22 protein-coding genes, 1 tRNA gene and 4 pseudogenes are annotated in these 26,624 nt (G+C 31.2%); 11 read left to right on the top strand and 16 right to left on the bottom strand.

All coding sequences use genetic code 11. The features are described from left to right. Positions 1-63: 63 nt before the first annotated feature. Entirely contained in the window at positions 64-483 is a 420-nt protein-coding gene (ybeY, locus tag ACZZZT_RS02710) for an rRNA maturation RNase YbeY (RefSeq protein WP_463459327.1), read from the bottom strand. Continuing rightward, positions 480-3,890 (bottom strand): O-antigen polymerase, encoded by a 3,411-nt coding sequence (locus ACZZZT_RS02705; RefSeq protein WP_463459326.1) that lies wholly within the window; start codon positions 3,888-3,890, stop codon positions 480-482. The genes ybeY and ACZZZT_RS02705 overlap by 4 nt, the downstream gene beginning before the upstream one ends. Before the next feature lie 163 nt (positions 3,891-4,053). On the opposite strand from ACZZZT_RS02705, the gene gltX reads away from it, so the two are divergent. Beyond that, positions 4,054-5,559, top strand: coding sequence for a glutamate--tRNA ligase (gene gltX, locus ACZZZT_RS02700; protein ID WP_463459325.1), 1,506 nt, complete (start codon positions 4,054-4,056; stop codon positions 5,557-5,559). Between the two features lie 32 nt (positions 5,560-5,591). Here the strand turns inward: gltX and ACZZZT_RS02695 are convergent, their stop codons facing one another. Both ACZZZT_RS02695 and ACZZZT_RS02690 read right to left on the bottom strand, forming a co-directional pair. Then, positions 5,592-6,797, bottom strand: a complete 1,206-nt coding sequence (locus ACZZZT_RS02695; RefSeq protein WP_463459324.1) for a hypothetical protein — start codon at positions 6,795-6,797, stop codon at positions 5,592-5,594. A gap of 59 nt (positions 6,798-6,856) precedes the next feature. After that, positions 6,857-7,102 carry a hypothetical protein gene (locus tag ACZZZT_RS02690; protein ID WP_463459323.1) on the bottom strand — a complete coding sequence of 82 codons (246 nt, stop codon included), beginning with the start codon at positions 7,100-7,102 and terminating at the stop codon, positions 6,857-6,859. 142 nt (positions 7,103-7,244) lie between these two features. On the opposite strand from ACZZZT_RS02690, the gene ACZZZT_RS02685 reads away from it, so the two are divergent. Beyond that, positions 7,245-8,228 (top strand): SPFH domain-containing protein, encoded by a 984-nt coding sequence (locus tag ACZZZT_RS02685; RefSeq protein WP_042564915.1) that lies wholly within the window; start codon positions 7,245-7,247, stop codon positions 8,226-8,228. 18 nt (positions 8,229-8,246) lie between these two features. Here ACZZZT_RS02685 and ACZZZT_RS02680 read toward each other — a convergent pair whose 3' ends face one another. From ACZZZT_RS02680 to ACZZZT_RS02660, 5 genes are all read right to left on the bottom strand, one after another. Beyond that, complete coding sequence (locus tag ACZZZT_RS02680; protein ID WP_463459322.1) at positions 8,247-8,501, bottom strand: DUF6327 family protein; 255 nt, start codon at positions 8,499-8,501, stop codon at positions 8,247-8,249. A gap of 4 nt (positions 8,502-8,505) precedes the next feature. Continuing rightward, positions 8,506-8,856 carry a hypothetical protein gene (locus tag ACZZZT_RS02675; protein WP_042564913.1) on the bottom strand — a complete coding sequence of 117 codons (351 nt, stop codon included), beginning with the start codon at positions 8,854-8,856 and terminating at the stop codon, positions 8,506-8,508. Positions 8,857-8,930: 74 nt separating this feature from the next. Beyond that, positions 8,931-9,257: a YtxH domain-containing protein gene (locus ACZZZT_RS02670; protein WP_463459321.1), complete on the bottom strand. Its 327-nt coding sequence runs from the start codon at positions 9,255-9,257 to the stop codon at positions 8,931-8,933. A 91-nt stretch (positions 9,258-9,348) separates the two neighbouring features. Further along, on the bottom strand, positions 9,349-9,825 hold the full coding sequence (locus tag ACZZZT_RS02665; protein ID WP_073394440.1) for a hypothetical protein: 477 nt from the start codon (positions 9,823-9,825) through the stop codon (positions 9,349-9,351). Positions 9,826-10,728: 903 nt separating this feature from the next. Next, on the bottom strand, positions 10,729-12,846 hold the full coding sequence (locus tag ACZZZT_RS02660; RefSeq protein ID WP_463459320.1) for a glutamine--tRNA ligase/YqeY domain fusion protein: 2,118 nt from the start codon (positions 12,844-12,846) through the stop codon (positions 10,729-10,731). A 106-nt stretch (positions 12,847-12,952) separates the two neighbouring features. Here ACZZZT_RS02660 and folB point away from each other — a divergent pair, with 106 nt between their 5' ends. Both folB and ACZZZT_RS02650 read left to right on the top strand, forming a co-directional pair. Then, positions 12,953-13,312 carry a dihydroneopterin aldolase gene (folB, locus tag ACZZZT_RS02655; RefSeq protein WP_463459319.1) on the top strand — a complete coding sequence of 120 codons (360 nt, stop codon included), beginning with the start codon at positions 12,953-12,955 and terminating at the stop codon, positions 13,310-13,312. 94 nt (positions 13,313-13,406) lie between these two features. Continuing rightward, positions 13,407-13,477: transfer RNA gene (locus tag ACZZZT_RS02650), tRNA-Cys, on the top strand. 553 nt (positions 13,478-14,030) lie between these two features. Here ACZZZT_RS02650 and ACZZZT_RS02645 read toward each other — a convergent pair. From ACZZZT_RS02645 to rnr, 3 genes and pseudogenes are all read right to left on the bottom strand, one after another. Beyond that, positions 14,031-14,710: pseudogene (locus ACZZZT_RS02645) on the bottom strand (LysE family translocator). A gap of 16 nt (positions 14,711-14,726) precedes the next feature. Beyond that, complete coding sequence (locus ACZZZT_RS02640; RefSeq protein WP_042564905.1) at positions 14,727-15,395, bottom strand: head GIN domain-containing protein; 669 nt, start codon at positions 15,393-15,395, stop codon at positions 14,727-14,729. Positions 15,396-15,418: 23 nt separating this feature from the next. Beyond that, complete coding sequence (rnr, locus tag ACZZZT_RS02635; RefSeq protein WP_463459318.1) at positions 15,419-17,599, bottom strand: ribonuclease R; 2,181 nt, start codon at positions 17,597-17,599, stop codon at positions 15,419-15,421. A 108-nt stretch (positions 17,600-17,707) separates the two neighbouring features. Between rnr and ACZZZT_RS02630 the strand changes: the two genes are divergently transcribed. Both ACZZZT_RS02630 and rpiB read left to right on the top strand, forming a co-directional pair. Then, on the top strand, positions 17,708-17,941 hold the full coding sequence (locus ACZZZT_RS02630; RefSeq protein WP_042564903.1) for a putative signal transducing protein: 234 nt from the start codon (positions 17,708-17,710) through the stop codon (positions 17,939-17,941). Positions 17,942-18,725: 784 nt separating this feature from the next. Further along, positions 18,726-19,157 carry a ribose 5-phosphate isomerase B gene (gene rpiB, locus ACZZZT_RS02625; RefSeq protein WP_463459317.1) on the top strand — a complete coding sequence of 144 codons (432 nt, stop codon included), beginning with the start codon at positions 18,726-18,728 and terminating at the stop codon, positions 19,155-19,157. Positions 19,158-19,307: 150 nt separating this feature from the next. On the opposite strand, the pseudogene ACZZZT_RS02620 reads toward rpiB, so the two are convergent. After that, positions 19,308-19,576 (bottom strand): annotated as a pseudogene (locus tag ACZZZT_RS02620) (DUF1294 domain-containing protein). Between the two features lie 116 nt (positions 19,577-19,692). Here ACZZZT_RS02620 and ACZZZT_RS02615 point away from each other — a divergent pair. From ACZZZT_RS02615 to ACZZZT_RS02605, 3 genes and pseudogenes are all read left to right on the top strand, one after another. Further along, positions 19,693-21,815: pseudogene (locus tag ACZZZT_RS02615) on the top strand (Tex family protein). 214 nt (positions 21,816-22,029) lie between these two features. After that, positions 22,030-22,467, top strand: a complete 438-nt coding sequence (locus tag ACZZZT_RS02610) for a hypothetical protein (RefSeq protein ID WP_463459316.1) — start codon at positions 22,030-22,032, stop codon at positions 22,465-22,467. Between the two features lie 64 nt (positions 22,468-22,531). Further along, positions 22,532-22,654, top strand: coding sequence for a hypothetical protein (locus ACZZZT_RS02605; RefSeq protein ID WP_463459315.1), 123 nt, complete (start codon positions 22,532-22,534; stop codon positions 22,652-22,654). Positions 22,655-22,719: 65 nt separating this feature from the next. Here ACZZZT_RS02605 and ACZZZT_RS02600 read toward each other — a convergent pair whose 3' ends face one another. From ACZZZT_RS02600 to ACZZZT_RS02590, 3 genes are all read right to left on the bottom strand, one after another. Then, positions 22,720-23,889, bottom strand: a complete 1,170-nt coding sequence (locus tag ACZZZT_RS02600) for a glycosyl hydrolase family 8 (protein WP_463462371.1) — start codon at positions 23,887-23,889, stop codon at positions 22,720-22,722. A gap of 35 nt (positions 23,890-23,924) precedes the next feature. After that, positions 23,925-24,125, bottom strand: a complete 201-nt coding sequence (locus ACZZZT_RS02595; protein ID WP_463459314.1) for a hypothetical protein — start codon at positions 24,123-24,125, stop codon at positions 23,925-23,927. 115 nt (positions 24,126-24,240) lie between these two features. Next, positions 24,241-24,420 (bottom strand): Sec-independent protein translocase subunit TatA/TatB, encoded by a 180-nt coding sequence (locus ACZZZT_RS02590; RefSeq protein WP_042564899.1) that lies wholly within the window; start codon positions 24,418-24,420, stop codon positions 24,241-24,243. Positions 24,421-24,628: 208 nt separating this feature from the next. Here ACZZZT_RS02590 and ACZZZT_RS02585 point away from each other — a divergent pair, with 208 nt between their 5' ends. Next, the gene (locus tag ACZZZT_RS02585; protein WP_463459313.1) at positions 24,629-25,126 is read left to right on the top strand and encodes a peptidase; all 498 of its coding nucleotides are present in this window, start codon (positions 24,629-24,631) and stop codon (positions 25,124-25,126) included. A gap of 8 nt (positions 25,127-25,134) precedes the next feature. Further along, positions 25,135-26,618, top strand: a pseudogene (locus tag ACZZZT_RS02580) (GH3 auxin-responsive promoter family protein). Positions 26,619-26,624: the final 6 nt, after the last annotated feature.

Here is a 26,624-nt window from a genome sequence, read left to right as displayed (position 1 = left end):
TAAGTGTCAGGTATGTTTCACGTGAAACAATTGGAATTTGGAATTTAAAATTTGATATTTAATCTACTGTTCCACGTGAAACATAGCAATCTTTTCATCTTCTTTCGAACGCATTAATTCAGCATCTTTATCACTTTTATCTTTATATCCACAGTAATGTAATATACCGTGAGCAAGAACACGTTTTAATTCATCTTCAAAAGAAACATTAAAATCCTTTGCATTGTCTTCTACTCTTTCTATAGAAACAAAAATATCTCCGTTTAATTCGTTTCCAACTGTATAATCAAAACTGATAATATCTGTTAGTGTGTCATGATTTAGATATTCTACATTTATCTTATGAAGATATTCATCGTCACAAAATATGTAATTTATCTCTCCTTCGTTTTTCTTTTCAGAAACTATTACAGCACTCAACCAATCAGAAAAGGCTTGTTCGTTGTCTAAATTAAATTCGGTTTCGTAATTAAAATTGATCATTTTGTATTGAAATATTCTTGAACCTTTTGATTAAAATTCGAGCGCAAAGGTAGCGATTGTCTATTTAAAATCTCTACACTGTTTAAATATTCTAAAAGTGAGCTTGGTAAAGCATTCGTTTTATTAGAGAATTCAGCCTTGTTTGTTTCAGATTGACGCTTCGTATCCTGACCTTGTTGTTGAACTGCATTGTTTAATTTTAATAATTCTTGCTGAATATTAAGGATGCGCTGCAAGTTTTCATTGTTGAAACCTTTATTTAAAAGTTGTTTTTCTGAAGCCTTCATCTGATCGATTACAGATTTACCCTGAGAATCTAATCCTTGTTTGGCTAATTCTTTTTGTAATGCTTCACGAAGTTTTACTTGCTCCTTATATATTTCCATGATCGCTTCCGCATCTCCTTCACCATCATCACCGTTCTCACCGTCTTTACCTTCACCTCCATTTTTGCTTCCTTGTCCATTTTTTCCTTCACCATTCTTTCCTTGGTTTCCTTTTCCTTGTCCTTCTTTAGCCTGTCCATCTTTACCTTCTTTTCCCTGACCTTGTTTTCCTTCTCCACTTTGGCCTTGTTTTCCATCACCAGGTTTTTGCCCCTGCTTCATTCCTTCTTTCATTTTATCACCCAAACCTTTTTGTTTTTGAATAATATCCGGCAATTGCATTCCTTGTCCATCTCCTTGTTTTGGTTTTCCTGCTCCGGGTTTTGACATAGACATCTGCATGTTGTTTAATAAATCACTTAAAAAGTCGGCTAACTTATTTGCAGATGAAGTAGCATACTGTTGGTGTGAAACTCCTTTTGGAACCTGAACATCGGTCAAGGTTTCAATTGCTTTGTCAATATTATATTGTACGTTTCCAATTTCCTTCGTTACATCTTCTGCTACTTTTGGATTACGTAATGATAATGCAAACAAACTATCGTCGACATGTTTGAACTGTTGTTTCAAATTCTGCTGAATCTTAATGTTCTTTGTGTAAGCAGAAGAACCTAATTTCATAGATTTAAATTGTTTCATTACATCTTCCTGAGATAATGAATAGGCTAAAAGATTATCCAGAATCTGACGAAGCATTGCAACATCTTCTTCTAATTGTTCCTGATCTCCGCCTTCCATACTTGACTGCATTTCCTGAGACATGCTTTTCATTTTCTTAGCAGCACTTTTTTGTTTTGGCTTAGCCGAAGAAGTATTCTTTTTACTCAATTCTTCAGAAGCTTTTTGCAAATCAGAATCTACATCTTTCTCTTTTGAAGCATCAGAAGGAATATCAATTGGAGATTTTAAAGACTTGTTTTCTTCTTTCAAATCTTTTAAATCTTCTTTGATTTTATCAAAGGCTTTATTAATATCGTCTTGTTTTTCTTTTGTGTTTTCTCCCTCTTTATTAGAAAGCTTTTCTTGTTCATCTGCAAGTTTATTTAATTTTTCTGCAACCTGCTCTGCTTTCTTTTCTACATAAAAACGCTTCGTTAATTCAACTAATTGTTCTAAATTACGAGATTGGTTTTTGCTGATTTGTTTGAATTTTTCCATCTTATCAAACAACTCTTCACTTTGTAATTTGTCGTTTAAGTTCTTTAATTCATCCATCAACTTTTGATTCTTCTCTAAATCTTTCTCGGCATTATCCAATCGCTTTTGCAAATCATCAGCTGTTTTGTCTTTCTTTTCAGATTGAAATTTATCTAAATTTTTATTCATTTTCTCAGCAAATTGTTTCATCATTTCGTCTTGTTGTTTCTGACGTTTGATAAAATCACTAACTTTTTGCTGATCTTTAAATTCTAAATTATCTTTTTCTTTTCCTGTTTTCTGAATCTTATCCATTTCAGAAAATTGCTTGTTCTGATTTTTTAAAGAATTTTCTAAACTATTGATATTATCATTTTGCTGTTGCAATTCCATATCCTGAATTTCATCTGTAGTAGAAACACGATCTGAAAACACAGAAGACTTTGTACTCTTGAAACCATGCGGTGCATCATTATCAAAAACTTCAAAATAGTATTCATAAGAGACTCCTTCTTCTACTGCCAAATTACTTGGAAAGTTAAAAACGAATTGATCAAAAACTGCTTGCTTTACTGGAATGGTTCCACGCTTTGCAGTTTGAGGTTTGTTACGTTCGTAGTAAACAACCTGTAATTTTGATAAACCATAATCATCGCCCAATCTTCCTAAAACATAATTTTTATCTAATTTTAAACTATCCGGAGCAGGCGAAACTGTGATTGTTGGATGCTGATCTTTGATAACAGATAGCTGATAATCCAGTTTTTCGTAATTTTTGACCTTATTATTAGAAGTAAGAATTTGATATTCTGTATTTTGACTGATATTTTTAGCCAATTTAAACTCGTTTTCTGCTTTATTAAACTTAAAAGTTGCCTTTTCATCTTTCCAAACAATCTCCTGAGTCGACTGTGTATTCATTTTCCAGGTTACCAAAGTTCCTTCTGGCACGATTGCATTTCCGGTTCCCTGAATCGTTTCTGATTTCTTTTTTAGGTAAGATGGAAAATTCAACACCATTTCGAAGTTAGCAATTGATGGAACTGTGATTACTTTTAATTCATACTCTTCTGATGAAACTGAATTTCCTTCGAAAGAAAACGAAACATTTTCAACTGGCTTTTCAATCTTGAATTCAAACTTTCCTGGCTGAGATGATTCCATAAAATAACTTTCATCACCAATATGAATCATCACATTTTCGGGAACTACATTTCCAATTGATTCCATTTTGATAACGAAATCTTTGTTTTGCTCTGTTTGCAAATTCTGATTTAGTACAACAAATTTGAAAGGAGCCGGAGGTAAAAATGTAGCATTAAAGTGCACTACTCTATTTAAACTTTGAGAAATTATATTGCTGTTTCCTGAAATATAAAACACAGCAAAAAGTAAAATTGGTATAATAGCCAATGGCAAATACTTTTTGTTTGTTTTAAAGTTGATAGCATTTCCAAATGGAATTGGCTGCAATGAATTTGCTTTTTGTTCTATCGAAGCCAGCATCAACTCTGAACTTTCTGCTGAATTTTCAGAAGCCGAAAGCTGTAAAAAGTTCGTTAGTTTATCACTTACTTCTGTAAAATGATTTCCAATAATAGCCGAAGCCTGATTATAATCGATTCCTTGTTGAAGTTTGAACAACTTAAAAATTGGGAACAGAATAAATCGGAACAAAAGAAAAACTTCTACTCCTATAAATATCCAAAATAAAAGTGTTCTTCCGAGAGGTTTTAACCAAAGGAAATACTCAATAAAAAGTGTAAACAGAAAGTACAATAATCCAAAACCAATAAAAAGAAGTCCTCCTTTTATCAATTCATTCATATAATATTTTTTAATAAACGCTTCTAATTTTTGATATATAGCAGATGTTGTTTTCAAAATAAAATCTCTTTTAATTATAACCCATAAAAGTAGTAATTTTAATTAGATAATTCTCAATGAGAAAATTAGTCAATTAAGCTACAAGCAAGGCATTATCTAATTAAAACTCATTTTCTAATTCTCTAATTAGAATTGTATCTTTACATCAAAATTTAAACAAATGTCAAAGCAAGTTCGTGTGCGTTTTGCACCAAGTCCGACTGGACCATTACATATTGGCGGAGTTCGTACTGCCCTATTTAATTATCTGTTTGCCAAAAAAAACAACGGTGTTTTTTATTTAAGAATTGAAGATACAGATCAGACCCGTTTTGTTCCAGGTGCCGAAGCTTATATTATGGAAGCATTGGAATGGTTGGGAATTGCTCCTGAGGAAACGGTTGGAAAGAATGAAAAATTTGGTCCGTACAGACAAAGCGATCGTAAGGAATTATACCAAACTTATGCAGATCAGCTGATCAATTCTGGTTGGGCATATTATGCTTTTGATACTCCCGAAGCACTTGATGCTTTAAGAAAAGAACAAGAAGCTGAAGGAAAAACATTTATTTATAATCATACAATCCGTGAAAAGTTGGATACTTCTTTAGTACTTTCTGCTGATGAAGTTTCTAAAAGAATTGCAAATGGAGAACATTATGTGATTCGTTTTAAAACTCCAGTTGATGAAACTTTACACTTAAAAGATATTATTCGTGGTGATGTAAAATTTGAAACAAGTTTACTTGACGATAAAGTTTTATTTAAAAGTGACGGAATGCCTACGTATCATTTAGCCAATATTGTTGATGATCATTTGATGGAAACTTCACATGTAATTCGTGGTGAAGAATGGTTACCATCTATGCCACTTCACGTTTTATTGTACAGAGCTTTTGGTTGGGATGCTCCGGAATTTGCACATTTACCTTTGATTTTAAAACCGGTTGGAAATGGAAAATTATCTAAAAGAGATGGTGATAAATTAGGTTTCCCAGTGTTCCCATTAGAATGGAAAACAGAAGAAGGTGTTTCATCTGGTTACAGAGAGAACGGATTTTTCCCTGAAGCGGTTATAAACTTCCTTGCTTTATTAGGTTGGAATGATGGAACGGATAAAGAATTATTTTCTTTAGAAGAACTTGTAGAATCTTTTGACTTAAACAGAGTTCATAAATCGGGAGCCAAATTTGATCCGGAGAAAAACAAATGGTTCAATCACCAATATCTAATCAAACAAAATGATGCTGATTTAGCGAAAAGCTTCTCTTCTATTTTGGTTGAAAAAGGTGTTGATATTTCGAAATATGACGTTACAAGAATTGTTTCTTTGATTAAAGAAAGAGCACATTTTGTTTCTGAATTTTGGGATTTGACTGATTTCTTTTTCCAGGCACCAACATCTTACGATGAAAAAGCAAGTAAAAACTGGAAAGAAGAAACCCCGGCTTTAATGCAGGAATTGATTTCGACTCTTGAATATATTGACGGTTTTGATTCGGCAAACATCGAAGCAATCGTAAAAGACTGGTTAACTAAAAACGAAATTGGAATGGGCAAAGTGATGCAGCCATTCCGTTTGAGTTTGGTTGGAGCTTTGAAAGGTCCTCACCTATTTGACATTGTTGAAATCATCGGAAAGGAAGAAACTATTTCGAGAATTCAAAAAGCGATTGCAACTTTATAAAAACAAAAAAGCTCCCAAATTGGGAGCTTTTTTTAGTCCTTAAACAAAAGGATTTTATAATTTTCTTTATTATCCGTTTGAACTAACCAAATTCCCTGATCAGAAATTACACTTTCATAATATAATTTCTTACCTTCTTTTGATACACTTTTCAAATAACTCATAACGTTTGGATTTAAAATCATAGCGACAAAAGTCATTTGAGAAAAAACCTTATTTTTAAATTCATCACTTACATAACTATTGTTTACAAAAGCTTTACTTTTCAAATTACTTGTATTGTTATTGTATTCTATAAAATTGATTTTTGAAATAGATCCGGTCGATTTATCAACAGTTGTAGAATATGAAAACTCAGTAAAATCATTAACTGAAACTGAAAAACTCAAATTTTTATTATACTCCAATAAATTCACCTGAAGTCTAGAGGTCGTATTTATTTTTTCAAAAAATTCTTTTCCGTCAATCTTATTAACAGATTCCCATAGTTTTGTTCCGTTTTTATCAAACTTAAACACATAAAATCCTCTAGGATAAACTCCACCATTAATTTCTTTTGGTGCTTTTTCACTATAAATTCCATAGACATAAATATCCTCAGTTGTTCTATCTATGAAATAATGATTTACAGACATTGTACCTAGAGTAACTCTAACTATAGCAAAAGGATAACTTGGGTTTGCTGGAGTAGTATTAAAATCTTTAGGTCCTCCATAATTGTCTGAAGTAACAAAAAATTTATCACTAAGCTTTAAAATAAGAGGTAATTCCTTTACCTTTTTTCCTTCAAAATCATAAGTCGTTTTATACAATATTGAAGTTTGAAAATCAGCTGAAACAGATTTTGTAATAATATCAAAATTTTCGTTTCCATTCAGTTTAGCACTAAAAGAAGTTTTAAGATCAGCTTTTGCATACGCATCACCTTTTAGTAAAGCTAAGTCAGGTTTATCAATCTTAATTCTCTTCCTCAATTTAGTTTTAATTTCTATTGTTTCAATATATATATCATCTTTCTCGAAGTCAATCTTTTCTTTTTGTTTCTGATTAGTAAATCCAAAATCATAAACATCATTAAATGAAGCATTAAAAAAATCATTTGGCCATCTATTAGTAACATTATTCAAAACATGGTAATAATCAAAACGCCCAAAGAAATTAGAATTTAAATCTTCAAGTACATCATGATTAACAGGGAAAACATTTTTATCCTGAAAAAATTTATAATTAGCCTGCATAAATTTTGTAGCATCATATGCTTTATAAGTGTTCTCAGTTACGGAAAATGTTGGGCTAACTAATTTTTCGTTTTCAAATAGAGTTGTTTTTTTCCATCTACATCAAAACTTAAAGCATTTGTAGTCATGTAAGAAAGTGTCATAGTAATTCCAAAACCTTTATACACAACAAATTTCTTTGAATTTGGAAGGTATTCAAAAGTAATAGGTTCATTTTTGTCTTCAAATTTTTCCTCAACTATAACAGTTTGAGCAGATAAATAAACAGAAGAAAATAAGGCAATACTAAGTAGTATTCTTTTCATAAATTTGTTTTTGGGTTAAAATTTGAACCAAATGTAGAATAAATTTTAACAATTAAAATCTTCTAAAGAAATTAATAAGTAACCAATCTCATTATATTATTCGTATTTTTAAAAAATTAATAAAATCTAAATTAATATCACCATGAACACAGCTTTAATTATCCTTTTAGTATTTGGATTCTTCATTTTTATGTCTTCATTTTTTACCGTAAAACAACAATCATCTGTTGTAATCGAAAGATTTGGTAAATTTTTAAGCGTAAGAAATTCAGGTTTACAACTAAAAATTCCGATCGTCGACAGAATCGCAGGACGTGTAAATTTGAAGATTCAACAGTTAGATGTTATCATCGAAACCAAAACCAAAGACAACGTTTTTATCAAAATGAAAGTTTCGGTTCAGTTTAAAGTTATCCAGGAAAAAGTATACGATGCTTTTTATAAACTGGAATATCCACACGATCAAATTACCGCTTATGTATTTGATGTGGTTCGTGCCGAAGTTCCAAAACTAAAATTGGATGATGTTTTTGAAAGAAAAGATGATATTGCAATTGCTGTAAAAAGAGAATTGAATGAAGCCATGACTACTTATGGTTATGATATTATCAATACTTTGGTTACTGATATCGATCCGGATATTCAGGTAAAAAATGCCATGAACAGAATTAATGCTGCAGACAGAGAAAAAACGGCTGCTGAATTTGAAGCTGAAAGTTCAAGAATTAGAATCGTTGCAAAAGCAAAAGCTGAAGCAGAAAGTAAACGTTTACAAGGTCAAGGTATTGCAGATCAACGTCGTGAAATTGCAAGAGGTCTTGTAGAAAGTGTTGAAGTTTTGAATAATGTTGGGATCAATTCTCAGGAAGCTTCTGCCCTAATTGTAGTTACTCAACATTATGATACTTTACAAGCAATTGGTGCCGATGCAAATTCTAATTTAATCTTGCTGCCAAATTCTCCACAAGCCGGAAGTGATATGTTGAATAATATGGTTGCATCATTTACAGCTTCAAACCAAGTTGGTGAAATGATGAAAAAGAACAATAAAAAAGTAGAAAAACCAAAACCTATTCAACCACAATCTGGTTATGAAGATGACATTCAACCAGATGTGCAACAATAATAAAAATAAAAAAGAGGCTTAACGGCCTCTTTTTTTATTTATAAACCAATTGAAAACAAATGGTAAAATTGATTGTAAAATTTTTGGATAGGATTCTGAAAAGTAATCTGTATATGAAGAAACAAATCCATTTACGATTTTTTGTGGTGTAATGCCTTCTTTAGTTTTCTGAAAACTCAAAACTAATTTCTGATAATTTATATCTTTTTCTAATTTCAGAATTTCTAAATCTCTGTCGATTTCAGCATAAGATGAGTATTTTTTCTTTTCCATTTTCTTAATCGTTAAAAAATATTTCTGAAAATTTCTCTAAAATCGGTCCTTCGACAATCTTATCTTTTATAAGAAAAAGTAATATTGTAAACAAAAGATAGATCCCTCCTACTGCTAAAAATCCAAGAGCATTACTTCCGAATAAATCTCCAAAAGCATAAGCTGCCGCAAAAGATCCAAAAAATAGAACCATAGTAAAACACAATAAAATCAAAGTAAACTTTAAAATTAAAGTTGTCGACTTCATTGCAACCTTAAAACCCCAAAGCTTATAATAAGCCAAATGACTGTCAATATAAACTTTAGTCTGATCCTGAATTTTTTCTGTATTTTCTTTTAACTCTTCAAAAGCCATATTTAATTTTTTAAAATAAAAAAAAGCACAAAACTTACGTATATAAATAAGTGTATGTGCTTCTTGTATCGATTTTATTTTTGAAGTTTAGCGTTTTGAGCTTTCAAATCAGCCAATTTAGATTCTAAAAAAGTAATAACTTCTTCAGTTTTATGGCTTACATTCGATAGCAACTCATCTAAAGTTCCGTCAAGATTTTGTGTTGCTCCGGAAAATTTTTCACGAAGAACATCTGAAGTAGCTCCTAATGAATCTTTTATATTGCCTTTTGCATCATCAAAGCCTTCCTTAAGTTTTGCTCTTGTATTTGAACCTTTATCGGGAGCCAATAAAATTCCGATTGCCGCCCCTACCGCAGCACCAGCTAAAATAGCCGCTATTGTATTTGAATTATTTGACATAATATTAAAATTTAAATGAATACTAAAGATACAGTATTTTTGAAAGATAAATAATTGATTAAAAAATATTTACCAATAATTAACAATAAAATTAATACACATAAGCCACAGCTTCGTATTTACCATCTTTTTCAATAATACTTACAAAAGGATAACCATTTGATGCTGACTTGGTTTTGATTCTCATAGCAGTATGATTTTTATTAGCCATTGGCGGTTCTCCTTTTGTCTTTGTCGAGACTCCCGTAAAATTAGCCGCTTGTTTTAATCCAATTGTTTTTTCCTGAGACAAAACAGTTACCATTGAATAATCTGATTTTGAATCTACTATAACTTTATCAGATATTTTTTGAGTTTGATTTGTTTGTTTATTGGTAATTTGTGAAACAGCATATTTACTTATTTTGTGTTCTTCTGCACTTCCGTTAAAAGAATAATAAATTAAACCATTTTCGTTTTTAATAAAGTTTACATCCAATTGTTCACCATTGTGTTTTGTAATTTGATGAGTTTGAGAAATTGCAATGTTTGCAAATAAAATAGCTAGTGTAAAAAATAAATTTTTCATGATAATTAAATTTAAGGGTTAAAAAATTTCTTAGTTCAAATGAAAATCAAAATTTAAATAAACCACAAAACTAATTTCATGAAATTTGAAAATTATGCAATGCAATTGAAAAATACTTATTTAAACATTGAAGTATTATCAAAACAAAATCATAATTAGAAATTGACCATAAAACCAATTTTCAGAATTCAGACTTAGAATAAATTCTAAAACAAAAAATTACATTTTAAAATTTTAGAAAAACTCAGTTTCGATTCTTAAAGTGTCATTTTTAAAATTATAAAATTTCAGATTTGACCTTTGGATAAAAATACCAACTTTATAAACAATTGTGTGTTAATAACCCGTTAAACTGACAAAAATAACAGCTAAAACTAAAATAAAGACCAATAACAAACAATAATTCAAAAAACGAATAATGTGTCGACTACTATAAAAAAATAGCTTAAAAATAAGATATGAAAGTTATTTTTTATATAAATAAACTATTAAAAATATAATTATAATAGATTATATAAATAATAAATAAAATTTACTAATTAAACTAAAATAATCATTTTAATTGATTTAATATAAAAATAGAATTTTCAATTTGATTTTACTATTGAGCTAAAAATTTGATCTGTTTTTAGAAAAATTACATCGATTATACTTTATAAACAATTCACTGTTAATAACCTGTCAAGTAGCATAAAATAAGGGCTAAACTTAAAATAAAGCGTTTTAAACTATTAACTTTTAAAAGATGATAATTGAGATGGAAGAATTTAAAAAATAGCTTAAAATTAATTTATGAAAGTCATTTTTAATCTAAAATATTTATTATTTTTTAATTTTTAATATAAAATATAAATAATAAAAAAAGCGCTTATATAAAGCGCTTTTTAATAGATTCTAATTATATTATTTTTTTACCATTTCGGCAAGAATTTCAATTTCTCTTTCCGAAGCATTTTTTGGAGGATTTGAATATAATTTCAAAATTTCATCATCAAATTGATTTTTGAAACTTTCATTTTCAATATCTCTTAAATTTAAAAGTGCTTTTGATCGAACATAAGTCGATTCGCTTCTTAGAGACATTGTATATAATTTTTTAATATCTTCTTCTTCAAAATCTGTTGATTTCCAACTAGAATATTTCAAAAGAAACTGAGAAAATAATAATGAAGCTTTATTATTGTTGATATTCTTCTTTAATGAATTTTGTAATAATGAAAAACTTGAAACATTTTTGATGCTCTCCCCTATTGCACTTTCAATCGCAATACGTTCCGGTTTAGATTCTACTTTGAAATATTTATTGATTTCTTTTAAAGAATTATTAATACTGTTTTCTTCTTTTTTACCTTTTTCTTCCCAGGCATCTTTCAATCCAACAGTTTTGTTAAATACTAGTTTTGAAGGAGTTGAGTCTTTATCAACAGTAAAATATCCTAAACGTTGAAACTGAAATTTATCCTCGTTTTGAGCCGTTGCCAAACTTGGTTCAACAAATCCTTTGATGATTTCTAATGAATTTGGATTGACAAAATCTAAGAAATTTTTCTCTTTATAACTGTCCGGAGCTTCATCTGTAAACAAACGGTCGTACATACGAACTTCTGCTTCCACAGCATGAGAAATTGAAACCCAATGTAAGGTTCCGGAAACTTTTCTTTGACTTGCTTCTGTCCCACTTCCGCTTAAAGAATCGGTATCGTAAGTAACGTGAATTTCTGTAATATTTCCACTAGCATCTTTTATAACACTTTCTCCTTTAATGATATATGCATTTTTAAGACGTACTTCTTTTCCTAATGTCAAACGGAAAAACTTCGCTGGAGCTTCTTCCAAAAAGTCTTCTCTTTCAATGTATAATTCACGAGAAAAAGGTACTTTTCTGAAACCTGCATTCTCATCTTCCTGATTATTTTCGGCTTCAAGCCATTCTTCTTTTCCTTCAGAATAATTTGTAATTACCAATTTTACAGGATCTAAAACAGCCATTACACGAGGTGCAATTTTGTTTAAATCTTCACGAATACAAAACTCTAAAACCGATACATTTATTAAATTATCACGTTTTGCAATACCAATTGTATTGGCAAAATTACGCAATGAAGCTGCAGTATAACCACGTCTTCTTAATCCTGAAATGGTAGACATTCTTGGATCATCCCAACCGTTAACATGCTTTTCCTTAACTAGTTGCTGCAATTTTCTTTTACTAACAACTGTATGTGAAAGGTTACGTCTTGCAAATTCTCTTTGCTTTGGACGAATCTGATTTTCATCAATAATCTGGTCTAAAAACCAATCGTATAATTCACGGTGAGGCAAAAATTCAAGTGTACAAAATGAGTGTGAGATTTCTTCTAAATAATCACTTTGTCCGTGTGCCCAATCGTACATTGGATAAATTTTCCAATCATCTCCGGTTCTATGATGATGTCTGTGTAAAATTCTGTACATGATAGGATCACGCATCAGCATATTGGTCGATTTCATGTCTATTTTTGCACGAAGAATATGTGTTCCAGCCTCAAATTCACCATTTTTCATTCTTTCGAATAAATCTAAATTTTCTTCAACAGAACGATTTCTGTATGGACTATCAGTTCCGGTTGTAGACGGAGTTCCTTTTTGAATTGCCATATCTTCAGAAGACTGACTATCAACATAGGCTTTATCTTTTTTAATTAATAAAACAGCCCAATCATATAATTGTTGAAAATAATCAGAGGCATAACGCTCTTCTGCCCAGGTATACCCTAGCCATTCGACATCTTTTTTAATAGCATCGACAAATTCCTGTTCTTCTTTTTCAGGATTCGTATCGTCAAAACGTAAATTTACAGGTGACTGATAATCAATTCCTAAACCAAAATTTAAAGCAATAGAACTTGCGTGACCGATATGCAAATAACCATTTGGTTCTGGTGGAAAACGAAAATGAAGTTTAGTTTTGGAAAGACCTGATTTCAAATCTTCCTCTATGATTTGTTCAATAAAATTGAGTGATTTCTCTTCTGATGCCATTATTTTATAGTAATTTTAGCAAAGATAAAAAAAGGTTTCAGGTTTCAGGTTTAAAGTTACTTAAGTGGCGGAAAACCTGAAACTTTAAACTTTAAACAATAAGAAAATGGGAGTTATAAAACTAAAAAACATTCGAACTTTCTCCTACCACGGATGTTTAATTGAAGAAGGAAAAATTGGATCTGATTACACTGTTGATCTAAAAATTAAAACCAATTTACAAAAATCAGCACAAACAGATCATTTAGCTGACACAGTTGATTATGTACATTTGAACAGAATTGTTACTGAAGAAATGGCAATTCGTTCGCATTTGTTAGAACATGTGGCTAAAAGAATCAATATTCGGGTACTTACAGAAATAGAAATGATAGAAAAAACAACGGTTTGGGTTTCTAAAATAAATCCTCCTATTGGTGGTGATGTTGAATCAGTTACTATAAAAATGACTGAAATTAGAAAGTAATTCTATCAGACAAAAAAACTAATTTTTTAAAATAGTTACTTTTAAAGTTTTGAATTTTAAAGATTTTAGTTACTTTTGCCATCCGTTCAACTACGGCGTCGTGGCCGAGCGGCTAGGCTGGGCTCTGCAAAAGCTCCTACTCCGGTTCGAATCCGGACGATGCCTCTAAAACCTTCAAGGAAACTTGGAGGTTTTTTTGTGGTTAATTTTTAGAAAAAATTAGATAAAGATTTACGTTCGAATCCGGACAATCCTCTAAAACCTTCAAGGAAACTTGGAGGTTTTTTTATGATTAATTTTTAGAAAAAATTAGATAAAGATTTACGTTCGAATCCGGACAATGCCCTAAAACCTTCAAGGAAACTTGGAGTTTTTTTGTGATTAATTTTTAGAAAAAATTAGATAAAGATTTACGTTCGAATCCGGACGATACCTCTAAAACCTTCAAGGAAACTTGGAGGTCTTTTTGTGGTTAATTTTTTAAAAAAATTAGATAAAGATTTACGTTCGAATCCGGACATTCCTCTAAAACCTTCAAGGAAACTTGGAGGTTTTTTTGTGCCTATTTTTTTCGCATTTTATGTCATTTCTGAAATGACAAGATTGCGTCAAACCCGCAATTATCTTTGTCAAAGTTTCAAACTTTGACAAAGATTTAGAACACAAAAAAACCTCCGAAATTCAGAGGTTTAATTTTATAATTTAAGGTTATTAACAACTACTTCTTCTCAATCTTCTCAAAAGCATTTCTAACCATTTCTTTTTCACCTGGAAACCAGCCTTGTGTTATTAAAACCAATCCAAAAATCATTAAAACAATACTAATTACTTTTTTAATTTTTAGAATATTTCTTGGTGTCATTTTAGATTTTAATTGTTTGGCTAATAGTATCTTAATACAGTCAACTAGCAAATAAGTAATGATAACTGAAGTAAAAAAGTAAACATTCTTGAGTTTTGCATTTCTAATTTTGGTCCCACAGAAATGATAACTGCCAGCCAAAAACCCAAAACTCCAATGTTAATAACGTTGAGTAAAAAGCCTTTTATAAACAAACTACCATAATTTCTTTTTATAATATCACGATCTATTTCTTCGTCATCAATTTTTTCTTCATTTCTTAATCTTACGAAAGAAATAATTCCATAAGCCACCATTATAATTCCACCAAAAATAAAGAGTGCCGGTTTATCTTTTAAACTCTGAATTAATCTGTAACTTCCTAAATAAGCAATTGCTATAAAAAAAATATCACCTAATACTACACCAAAATCAAAGACAATTGCAGCTCTGAACCCTTTTGTAATACTGGTCTCTAATAGTATAAAAAATACCGGGCCTACCATAAAACTCAGGAAAATTCCCCATGGCAGCCCAGCTAAAATATCATTTATCATTCAAATACAAATTGATTTATTTTACTTCTTCAATCTTACCACCAAGAACAGTTTTTTGATTGATTTGTTTTGGTTTTCCGTAAATGTAAATAGAGCCTCCTGCGCTAACTTTTGCATCAACAAGAGTAGAAGCATTCACATCTGCTTTTCCTCCCGCAGAAACGCTTACTTTAGTTTGAGAGGTAGCTAATTTACTTCCTAGGAAATATCCGCCGGCTCCTAAACTTGCATCAAGGTTATCTGCTTTACCAGTTGCAGTGATTTCGCCGCCAGAAACAGAACTTACTTTCAACTTATCAACATTCAAATCTACATTAATTTTACCACCTTCCTGAGCACTTACTTTAAATGAAGTTGCTTTCAATGTTTCCTTGCTGGTAACTTCTGCACCTTCATTCACATCGATTAATTCAATATGTTTATAATACAAAGTCACTTCAAGATCATTTCCTGAAAGAAGTTTTGGAAAAGGCATTCTTATTTTTAAAATACCATTTTTATTAACAGCTTCTAATTCTGTTTCTCTTGCTCCTTTTATAACAACTTTATTTTCAGAAGACTGAACTAGTTTTACACTTAATTTATCATAAACTTTCACTGTATCAAAATCACCTAATTCTTTAGTAACCTGACCAAAAGACATTTGTGCAATAAAAATTGCAGCTCCTATTAATAACTTTTTCATCTCTCTATTTTTTAATTTAACAACTATTCTGCTCTTCTTAAAAAATGGAAATCCAGTTGTTTTTTAACCAAATCTGCATTTTTTACTTTAACATAAATTTCATCTCCTAATTGCAATATACTATTTGAAGTTGCGCCAACTAAAGCATATTGCTTTTCATCGAAAGTATAATAATCATCTTTAATTTCTCTGATTCTTACCATTCCTTCACATTTGTTAGAAACAATTTCAACATAAATTCCCCATTCTGTAACTCCTGAGATAACTCCCAAAAATTCTTCGTCCTGGTGATCCTGCATATATTTAACCTGCATGTATTTAATACTATCACGTTCAGCATTTGTTGCTAAACTTTCCATACTAGAACAATGCAAACATTTTGTTTCATAAACTTCATCATCTACAGAAGCTCCATTATCCAGATAATATTGTAGCAAACGATGTACCATAACATCAGGATAACGACGAATTGGCGAAGTAAAATGACTGTAATAATCAAAAGCTAAACCATAATGACCAATATTATCTGTTGAATATTTGGCTTTACTCATACTTCTAATTGCAAGAGTATCAATTAAGTTTTGCTCTTTTTTCCCATTTACTTCTTCCATCAATGCATTCAAAGACTTCGAAATATCACCTTTGTTACGGAAATCAATTTTATAACCAAATTTAGCAATTACGGTTTGCATCGCAATTAATTTGTCTTCATTTGGTTCATCGTGAATTCTGTAAACAAATGTTTTCTTTTGTTTTCCAATGTATTCAGCTACTTTTCTATTGGCTAAAAGCATGAATTCTTCAATCAAATGATTGGCATCTTTAGAAACTTTAAAGTAAACTCCTTCTGGTTCACCTTCAGCATCTAAGTTGAATTTTACTTCTACTTTATCAAAAGAAATAGCACCATTAGCCATTCTTTTCTTTCTTAAAATCTTAGCTAATTCATCTAATTTTAGAGTTGCATTTTTTATTTCATCCGAAACTGTGTAAGATTCTCCGGTAATAGAAACATCAACCGGAATCGTACTATCTTTTGTTTCAATGATATATTGTGCTTCTTCGTAAGCAAAACGCTGATCAGAATAAATTACAGTTCTTCCAAACCATTGGTTAATAACCTGAGCATTTTCTGAAACTTCAAATATGGCAGAGAATGTATATTTCTCTTCATTTGGACGCAGCGAACAAGCAAAATTGGATAAAACTTCAGGAAGCATTGGCACCACTCTATCGACTAAATAAACAGAAGTTGCACGTTGATACGCTTCATCATCTAAAATTGTTCCTTCTTCCAAATAATAAGAAACATCGGCAATATGAATCCCGATTTCGTAGTTTCCGTTTTCTAACTTTTTGAAAGACAAAGCATCATCAAAATCTTTTGCATCTTTTGGATCTATCGTAAACGTAAGCGTATCACGCATATCACGACGTTTTGCAATTTCAGATTCCTGAATCGAAGTATCTATTTTTTGAGCATACACCTCTACTTCTACCGGAAAATCTGCAGGTAAACCATATTCAGCCAAAATCGCGTGAATCTCTGTATTATGTTCTCCTGGTTTTCCTAAAACTCTGATTACAGATCCAAACGGACTATCAGCTCTTTTTGGCCAATCTTCAATTGTAACTAAAACAACATCACCATTTTCTGCTTCTCCAATTTTATCTTTTGGAATAAAAATATCCGTATACATTTTAGGATTTGCAGTAGACACAAATGCAAAATTTGCCTGGATATCAATTACTCCAACAAACTCAGTTTTGTTCCTTTCTATAACTTCAATTACTTCACCTTCAGGTCTTTTTCCTTTTCTTCTGTTATAAACATAAACTTTTACTTTGTCTTTATCTAATGCACGATTCAAATTATTGGTCGGAATAAAAACATCTTCGGTAAAATCAGGACAAACAAAATAGGCCGTTTTTCTACTCGTCATATCAATTGTTCCTTCGTAATAATCCTGGCTTTCGACTTTTACTAAATATTTACCAGGTTCAGTCTCTATTATTTTCTTTGAAGCAGCCAGAATCTTTAAATCTTTTATAATCTGATTTCTGCTTTTTGTATCATCAAGTTCTAACTTTGCTCCTATCTGTTTATAATTGAATGCTTTATTTGGGCTTTGCGATAAAATTTTTACTATTTTGCTCGAGAAATCTTTCTCATTTTTTATCGGCTTTCTAATTTTCTTACTCATAAATCTTTTTCTTAAAAAGTTAAAATTACAAATAAGATACCACATTATAGATTTTAACAAATAAATTATTAAAAATATAACTTTCGTATCTTTATAAAAAGACACTTTATGGAAAGCTTTAAAACCATCGCAATATTTAATTATCAGCACGAAACAGTGGTTCTGAAACACTTATTAGAGCAAGAAGAAATTCCGTATTTTTTTGAGAACGAAATAACACTTTCAGTTGTTCCCATGTATACTTCGGCACTCGGCGGAATTAAACTTAAAGTTCATCCAAACGATTTCGAAGAAGTTCAGCAAATTCTGGACAATCTTAATAACCCACTTAAAATCGTTTAGACAGTTTCTTTTTTTCAGTTCAAAAATTTTTTTCTCTTTTCAAATTTCAAAGTTGTCAACATATATTAAATACAACAAAAAAGAAATTTTAAATTTAATTAATTTTTGATGGTTATTATAGCTTGTTAATATGTCGAATAAATTTATTTTTAAATGTATTGAAATGAAGTTTCTCTTAGTTATATAGAGTTATCAACATAGTTATATTTTGCTAAATGATTAATTTATAAGACTTTTTGTATTTTAATTAACAACGGTTGACAACCAAAAACACATTCAATTTGTAGATAAGTTCATATGTTGATTTTTGTTGAAAATGGCATTTTTGATATTGATAACTTTTCTAAAAATTCATCAAACTTTATTAGGTTTTTTGATTCCGGTTTTGGATTAGGTTTTTTTTCGACACAACCAAAAAATACTTCTAATTTTCTATCTTAACTTATTAACAAATAATGTTAATTTAAAGTTAACTGAATATCAACGAATTAGGTTTAGGTATTAACATTCTAAAATTTTAACAAAAAAGCAAAATATTCTTAACTGATTTACAGATAATTACAAGTTATTAAAATTGTTGATAACGTATAAGATTTTGATCTGAAGTAAGTTATAAATTCAGTTTTTTTACCGCTAATTTCACGAATGTACACGAATTATATTGATTTGTTAAATTGTGTTCTAAAAAAGTTTAAAAGAAAAATATTAGTGAAAATTAGCGGAATTAGTAGCAACCATTTATTAATTAAGTAAATTTGCAATACACAACTTAATAGTATTTAAAATGAAAATTTCGATAGGAAACGACCACGCAGGACCGGATTATAAAAAAGCAATCGTTGCAATGCTTAAAGCAAAAGGATATGAAGTAACGAATTACGGAACAGATTCTGAAGATTCTGTTGATTATCCTGATTTTGGACATCCGGTAGCAAATGATGTGTCTGAAGGAAAAGCTGATTTTGGAATCGTAATCTGCGGAAGTGGAAACGGTATTGCCATGACAGTTAACAAACATCCAAAAGTAAGAGCGGGTTTATGCTGGACTAAAGAAATTGCTTATTTAACACGTTTACATAATGATGCCAATATCGTGAGTATTCCGGCACGTTTTACCTCGATTCCACAAGCGGTAGAAATTGTTGAAATGTTTTTAACAACTGAATTTGAAGGCGGAAGACACCAAAACAGAGTGAATAAAATCGCCTGTTCGTAAAAAGTCAAAAAAATCGGGTGCTACGCACCTATAAATAAACACACCGGGCGGATTTTTAATTCATCCGGTTTTTTATTTAAAAAGCTTAAAAATTAATAAATTAACTAACTGATAAATAGTTTTTTGTCGAGTTGTTAACAATGGAAATGTTTATATTTTATGGGTTAATTTCAGATAAACCAATACAATTTGAAGCAAAAGAATTATCCCAAATTTAACAATAAAAGAAGATTTACTCGTTTTATGTCTAAACAATAACATTGCTAACAATAATCCGATTGAACCTCCAAAAAAGCGATTGTAAATAATGTATTTTCAGGAATTCGGTATCTGTTTTTAATGGCTAAATATTTGTCATATCCAGCAATGACGAAGGTTAGGCAAGTTACAATTAAAAAATACGCGAATAAAACTTCCATAGGCTTAAAATTAAAAACAAAGATATTATTTTAGCAGAATTATTGATTAATTTGCTTCTTTATTTTAACAAGTAAATTATATCATTTTGTAATTAAGAATTATTTCATTAAAAGTTATGACTAATATTCAATTCATTGCCAAGACTGTTCAAACAGCAGCGATTAACATTCAAAACACGGTAAAACTGTTAGAAGAAGATTGTACGATTCCGTTTATTTCCCGTTATCGAAAAGATACAACCGGAAATCTTGACGAAGTTCAAATTGAGCAGATAGCAAAACTTCATAAAGAATATGAAGCGATTGTAAAACGTAAAGAAGCAGTTTTAAAATCGATCGAAGAGCAAAAAGCACTTACACCCGAATTGAAGCAAAAAATAGAACAAAGTTTTGATTTACAAGAAATTGAAGATTTTTATTTACCTTTTAAAAAGAAGAAAAAACAAAAGCCGATGTAGCTCGCGAATTTGGTTTAGAGCCGTTGGCAAAAATAATCATGTCTGAAAATGATGTTGATGTTGATTTTATTTCGACGCAATATTTAAATGAAAATGTAATTAATGAAGAAGCCGCAATGCAGGGCGCACGTGATATTATCGCCGAATGGATTAATGAAAACATTTATGTTCGTAAACAACTGCGACGATTATTTAACAGAAAAGCGACAATAGGAACTAAAGTCGTAAAAAAGAAAAGCGAAGAAGAAGGAGCCCAAAAATTCAGTCAGTATTTTGATTGGGAAGAACCGTTGACAAAAGCACCATCCCACCGATTATTAGCAATGCTTCGTGCAGAAAATGAAGGTTTTGTAAAAATGAAAGTTGATGTTGATATTGATGAGGCTTATGATATTATTGACGAAATAATCATTAAAAAACAAAATAGTACAACAGCACATTTGCAATTAGCGATTGAAGATAGTTACAAACGATTATTGAATCCGGCGATTGGAAACGAAACCTTACAAGAAGCAAAAGCAAAAGCCGATGCCAACTCAATTCAGGTGTTTGCGAATAATTTAGGTCAGTTATTATTGGCGCCGCCTTTGGGCGAAAAACGAATTCTGGCAATCGACCCGGGATTTAGAAGTGGTTGTAAAGTAGTTTGTCTGGATGAAAAAGGCGATTTATTATACAACGAAACCATTTATCCACATGCATCACAAAACGAGGAAGCAATGGCGATTAAAAAAATTCGTTCTATGGTAAATGCGTATCAAATTGATGCCATTTCTATCGGAAACGGTACGGCCTCCAGAGAAACTGAATTTTTCATAAAAAAAATCGCGTTCGACAAACCGTTGCAGGTTTTCATCGTTTCCGAGGCTGGAGCTTCGGTATATTCGGCATCAAAAATTGCGCGTGAAGAATTCCCAAATTACGATGTTACCGTTCGTGGTTCGGTTTCTATCGGTCGACGACTTTCAGATCCTTTGGCCGAATTGGTAAAAATTGACCCAAAAGCCATTGGCGTAGGCCAATACCAACACGACGTTGATCAAACTAAACTAAAAGAAGAATTAGACAATACGGTAATTCGCTGCGTGAACTCGGTTGGAATTAATATCAATACGGCTAGTAAACATTTGCTAAGCTATGTGAGTGGAATAGGAGAGAAGCTAGCAGAAAATATTGTACAATATCGTTCTGAAAACGGTCCGTTTGAAGATAGAAAACAGCTAAAAAAAGTGCCTAGATTAGGCGATAAAGCGTATCAGCAAAGTGCGGCTTTTATTAGAATTTCGAATGCCAAAAATCCGCTGGATAATTCGGCAGTACATCCTGAAGCATATCCGGTTGTGGAGAAAATGGCAAAAGATTTAAATCTTTCGGTAAACGACTTAATTGCAAACAAAGAGAAAACGGCCTTAATTAAAGCCGAAAAATATATTACACCAGAAATTGGTTTATTAACTTTAAAAGACATCATAAAAGAGCTTGAAAAGCCAGGATTAGACCCAAGAAAGTCTGCGAAGGTTTTTGAATTTGATGCAAATGTAAAATCGATCAAAGATTTAAGAACCGGAATGATTTTACCGGGTATTGTAAACAACATTACCAACTTTGGCTGTTTTGTTGATATCGGAATCAAAGAAAGCGGATTGGTTCACATTTCTCAGCTAAAAGCAGGTTTTGTAAGCGATGTAAATGAGGTTGTAAAATTACATCAGCATGTTGACGTAAAAGTTACTGAGGTTGATGAAGATAGAAAAAGAATTCAGTTGACCATGGTATTGTAGAATAAAATTCCAGGTTTTTAATTCAAAATTCTAATGTAGGATACTAAAAACTCCCAAATTACAAATTGTAGTTTGGGAGTTTTTTTATAATCTAATAAACTGATATTGAATTGGCTAAAATTGCTGAGGTAATGAACACTTGATATGACAGTAATTATTAAAATAATTTCTTATTAAGAACTATATATTTGCGTAAAATTATAAACCCCAAAACATGAAAAAATTATTTACACTATTAGTTGTATTACTATTCTCTGCTGTTGGACATGCTAAATATTATAAAGCGGTTTTGTATATGCAAGATGGAACAAATAAAACAGGTCTGGCAGAATTAGTAGATATGGAAGACTCTAAAGTCTATTTTAAAAGCAATGAAGAAGCAAAAACCGAAAAAATATCCAGCACTGACCTTACAAGAATTGTATACACGTATGATACGGGTCAAATTGTAACAATGGACTATTTATATTTAACAAGTGAAAATATTTTTTCTAAAAAGATATCTAAATCTAAAAAGAAAAAGTGGTTTACAATTCTATATAGTAAGGATTTTAAAATAGGCAGAATTGATGATAAAGGAAGTCACGGACCTAACAATTTTAGAGCAGCCAGTTCTTCTTATTTTTTGAGAAGAATGGAAGTGACCAATTAGTTTTTGGTTTTAATTCTTTAGGAAGTATAACAAAATCATATGGAACAGATGCGAGAATAAAAAAATGGCAAAAGAAACATTTGTAGATTGCCCTAAACTTATTGAAGCAGTTGAAAATGAGACATTTACATTGGATACTGCATTAAATCAAATGATTGCTATTTTTGCAACAATAAAATGTAATTAAAAATCTTTTATATAAGTAAAAACTCCCAAACTACAATTTGTAATTTGGGAGTTTTTATTTTATAATTATTTCAAAATCACCTTTTTGGTAATACTTTTATTTTCGTTTGAAATTTTTATCAAATACAAACCAGACGAATGATTGGTCAAATTAATTTCGGTGGTTTCGGCATTTGTTTTTTGTTCCGAGATAATTTTTCCTTGCGGAGAAATCACAGAAATCACAGATTTTTCGGGAGCAAAAACGGTAAATTTATCCGCACTTGGGTTTGGAAATAAAGTAACAGTCGAATTTTCTAATTCAAATTCATCATTCGATAACGTTGCATTCGACGGCAAATAAAAGTTACCCGTTAATAATAAAGAATATAGTGTTTTTAAAGTGTGATTAAAGTAATTGTTTGGCTCATTTAAATTGTTTAAATCTGTATAAGAAGTATTTAAATGCGTTTGATTTTCTCCTCCCATTGCTGCACAGGCAAAAGCTCCAACAAACGTGGCGTTATGCCATTGTCCTATTAAAGAACCATTTTGATTATAACCATCTTTAATATTTGCAGATCCGCCAAGGTTTATGCGAACAAAATCGGATGATTTTTTAGAATAGGTTTTGGCATCGGCATTGCCAAACCATAAATAATCTACAGCAATACGCCATGGAGTTCTGGCCGCATCATAAGTATATGCTTTTCCTTCTCTATTGTATCCATTCGCAGAAGCTACAGGCGAATATGCACCGGATGCCATACACCAGTCAGAAACCAATCCTCTGGTGGCATTATTTACAGTTAAATTATTGTTGATAATCGTATACGATTTTGCAGCAACCGAATTCCAAAAAGCCACATCGTTTGTAAAAGTTCCAAAAACTCTGTAGTAAGCTGGTGAAAAATAAGAAGGATTTGTAATTTGGCTTCCGCCGAATTGATCTCCGGGCTTTAAAACAAAAGTATTTGCTTCGACTTCATGTGCTTTAATAGTAGCGATTAATGTTTTGGCATCCGCTTTATAATTGATATTTCCGGTGCTTGCCCACTGATAATCGGCTACGATAAGAGCAAAAGCTGCGTCCAGTTCAGCATCTGTTGCACCATTGGGGCCATCAATTCCTGAACAGCCATTAATTTTCCAGTTCATAACACCGTTTGAATTGACATTGTCTTTATAATACAGCCAAAGTCCGTCGAAGAGTGTTTTATCGGCCATATAAACAGACAGAAGCATTCCATAACCAATTCCTTCAGAAACAGTTTTATTAGGATCGTCAAATTTTATTCGTTTTCGGCCATTTGCGCAATCTGCAACAAAATTTTTTTCCAGGTATCATAATTAGTTTGAGCATCCTGGCTATTTTTATTGGTTGCCATAAGGCCATTTCCATAAACTTTGTTGGCAGGAAAAGGTTGAGTAGGGTTTTGTGAATAACTCTTGAGACACAAAAATGCAATACTTACTAAAAGTAGGTTTTTCATAAAATATTATTTATTTGATTTAGGGACTCTAAAAGTAAGAATTTTTAGATATAAAAAAATCCCAAACAACAATTCTAGAATTGTTGTTTGGGATTTTCAATAAATTTGAAGGTTATTATTTAGTTTCCTCTTCTTGTTTTTTAGCAGGCGCAGGTTGATCGTCTTTAGCAGCGTTTTTAAATTCCTTAATTCCACTTCCTAAACCTTTCATTAATTCTGGAATTTTTTTACCTCCAAAAAGTAATATCACAATACCTACTATAACAAGGATTTCTGTAAGACCTAATCTTCCCATGGTTGTATATTTAATGCCGAAGCAAATTAATTCTTAATTTTGACGCAAAGTTATATAGAATATACGAACAACAAGTGTTTTTGGATTAAAAATTTATTTTTTAGAGCGTTAAATATTTTATAAAATAAGTAAATTAATACGCTTGCCAATTTTTGTCTGATATTAACAAGGCGATTAATTATTATATTTGCGAGTATATCTTATAACAATGGCAAGGAAAAAACGCGATTTACGGAAAAAATTATATACAAAAAACCGATTGGTAATTTTGAATGAAGATACTTTTGAAGAGATTTTTTCATTTAAACTAACCTTAATGAATGTTTTTGTAGTTTTTTCTTTGGGTGGAATATTCTTAATATTAGTAACAACTTTTATTATCGCTTTTACGCCATTAAGAGAATTTATTCCGGGATACTCTTCTACGCAATTAAAAAAGAACGCAACACAATTGGCCATTAAATCAGATTCTCTGGCTGTTGCTTTAAAGAAAAACGAAGCTTATATAAAAGGAATTCAAAAAGTATTGAGAGGCGAACTGGAGTACGCAAAGTTCAATAAAGATTCTATTTTATCAGAAGCAGAAGAGACTCCGCATCTTAATATGAAAGCCTCTGAAGAGGAAATTGAATTGAGAGAAGAAGTAAATAATATAGAAAAGGAGTCAGGCGTTACTGGAAATAAAAATAAAAAAGCCAAAAAATAATCAATACAATGTCAATTAAATCAGTAGCAGCAAAATTATTTGCCGGCAAAATATACCATCAAACCAAAACCTGGGCCAATAAACCTGTTGAAACACAATTGGCAGTTTTTAAGAATTTAATCAAAGATGCAAAAAGGACTGAATTTGGGATTGATCATCATTTTGATAAAATAAAAACGTACGAAGATTTTAGGAAAAATGTTCCGGTTCGCGATTACGAAGATCTAAAAACCTATATCGACAAAGTTAGAGCAGGCGAAAAAGATATTCTCTGGAAAGGAAAACCACTTTATTTTGCCAAAACATCCGGAACAACATCCGGGGCAAAATATATTCCGCTTACCAAAGAATCAATGCCTACGCACGTAAATGCAGCGCGAAATGCTATTCTTCATTATATTAATGAAACCGGAAATGCAGATTTTGTAGACGGAAAAATGATTTTTTTGCAGGGAAGCCCTATTTTGACTGAAAAATACGGAATTAAATTTGGAAGACTTTCCGGAATCGTGGCGCATTTTGTTCCTAAATATCTGCAGAAAAACCGAATGCCTTCGTGGGAAACCAATTGTATAGAAGATTGGGAAACCAAAGTAAATGCGATTGTTGACGAAACAATTAAAGAAGATATGTCGGTTATTTCCGGAATTCCGGCCTGGGTTCAAATGTATTTTGAGCGCTTACAGGAAAAAAGCGGAGGAAAAAGATAAGCGAGATTTTCAGGAACTTTAATCTGTTTATTTACGGAGGTGTAAATTACGAACCATATCGCGCCAAGTTTGAACAAATGATTGGTAAAAAAGTCGACAGCATTGAGTTGTTTCCAGCTTCAGAAGGATTTTTTGCCTATCAGGATTCACAAAAAGAAAAAGGAATGTTGCTGCTTTTAAACTCAGGAATTTTTTACGAGTTCATTAAAGCCGATGAATTTTTTACAGAAAATCCAAAAAGACATACTATTGGTGAAGTAGAAACAGGGGTAAATTATGCCTTAATTATTTCTACAAATGCCGGACTTTGGGGATATAATATAGGAGATACAGTTCAGTTTACGTCTTTGTTTCCGCATCGTGTAATTGTTTCGGGCCGAATTAAACACTTTATTTCTGCTTTTGGTGAACATGTTATTGCCAATGAAGTCGAAAAAGCGATGAAAGAAGCAACAGAAGCAACAAAAACGGTTATAAACGAATTTACAGTTGCACCACAAATTAATCCTTCAGGAGGATTACCCTATCACGAATGGTTTGTAGAATTTGAAAATGAACCGGAGAATATGCAAGCTTTTGAAGAAGCAATTGACAATTCGATGCGAAAACAAAACATCTACTACGATGATTTGATTACCGGTAATGTTTTAAGAAAAGTGGTTGTAACCAAAGTTTCTAAAAACGGATTTCAGGAGTATATGAAATCGCAGGGAAAATTAGGCGGACAAAATAAGATTCCGAGATTGTCAAACAATAGAGATATTGCAGATAATTTAAAATAGAGAGCA

This window comes from Flavobacterium sp. AC274, from assembly GCF_979258275.1.
Note: the sequence above shows the minus strand (reverse complement) of the source record. Positions and strands in the feature narration are given on the sequence as shown.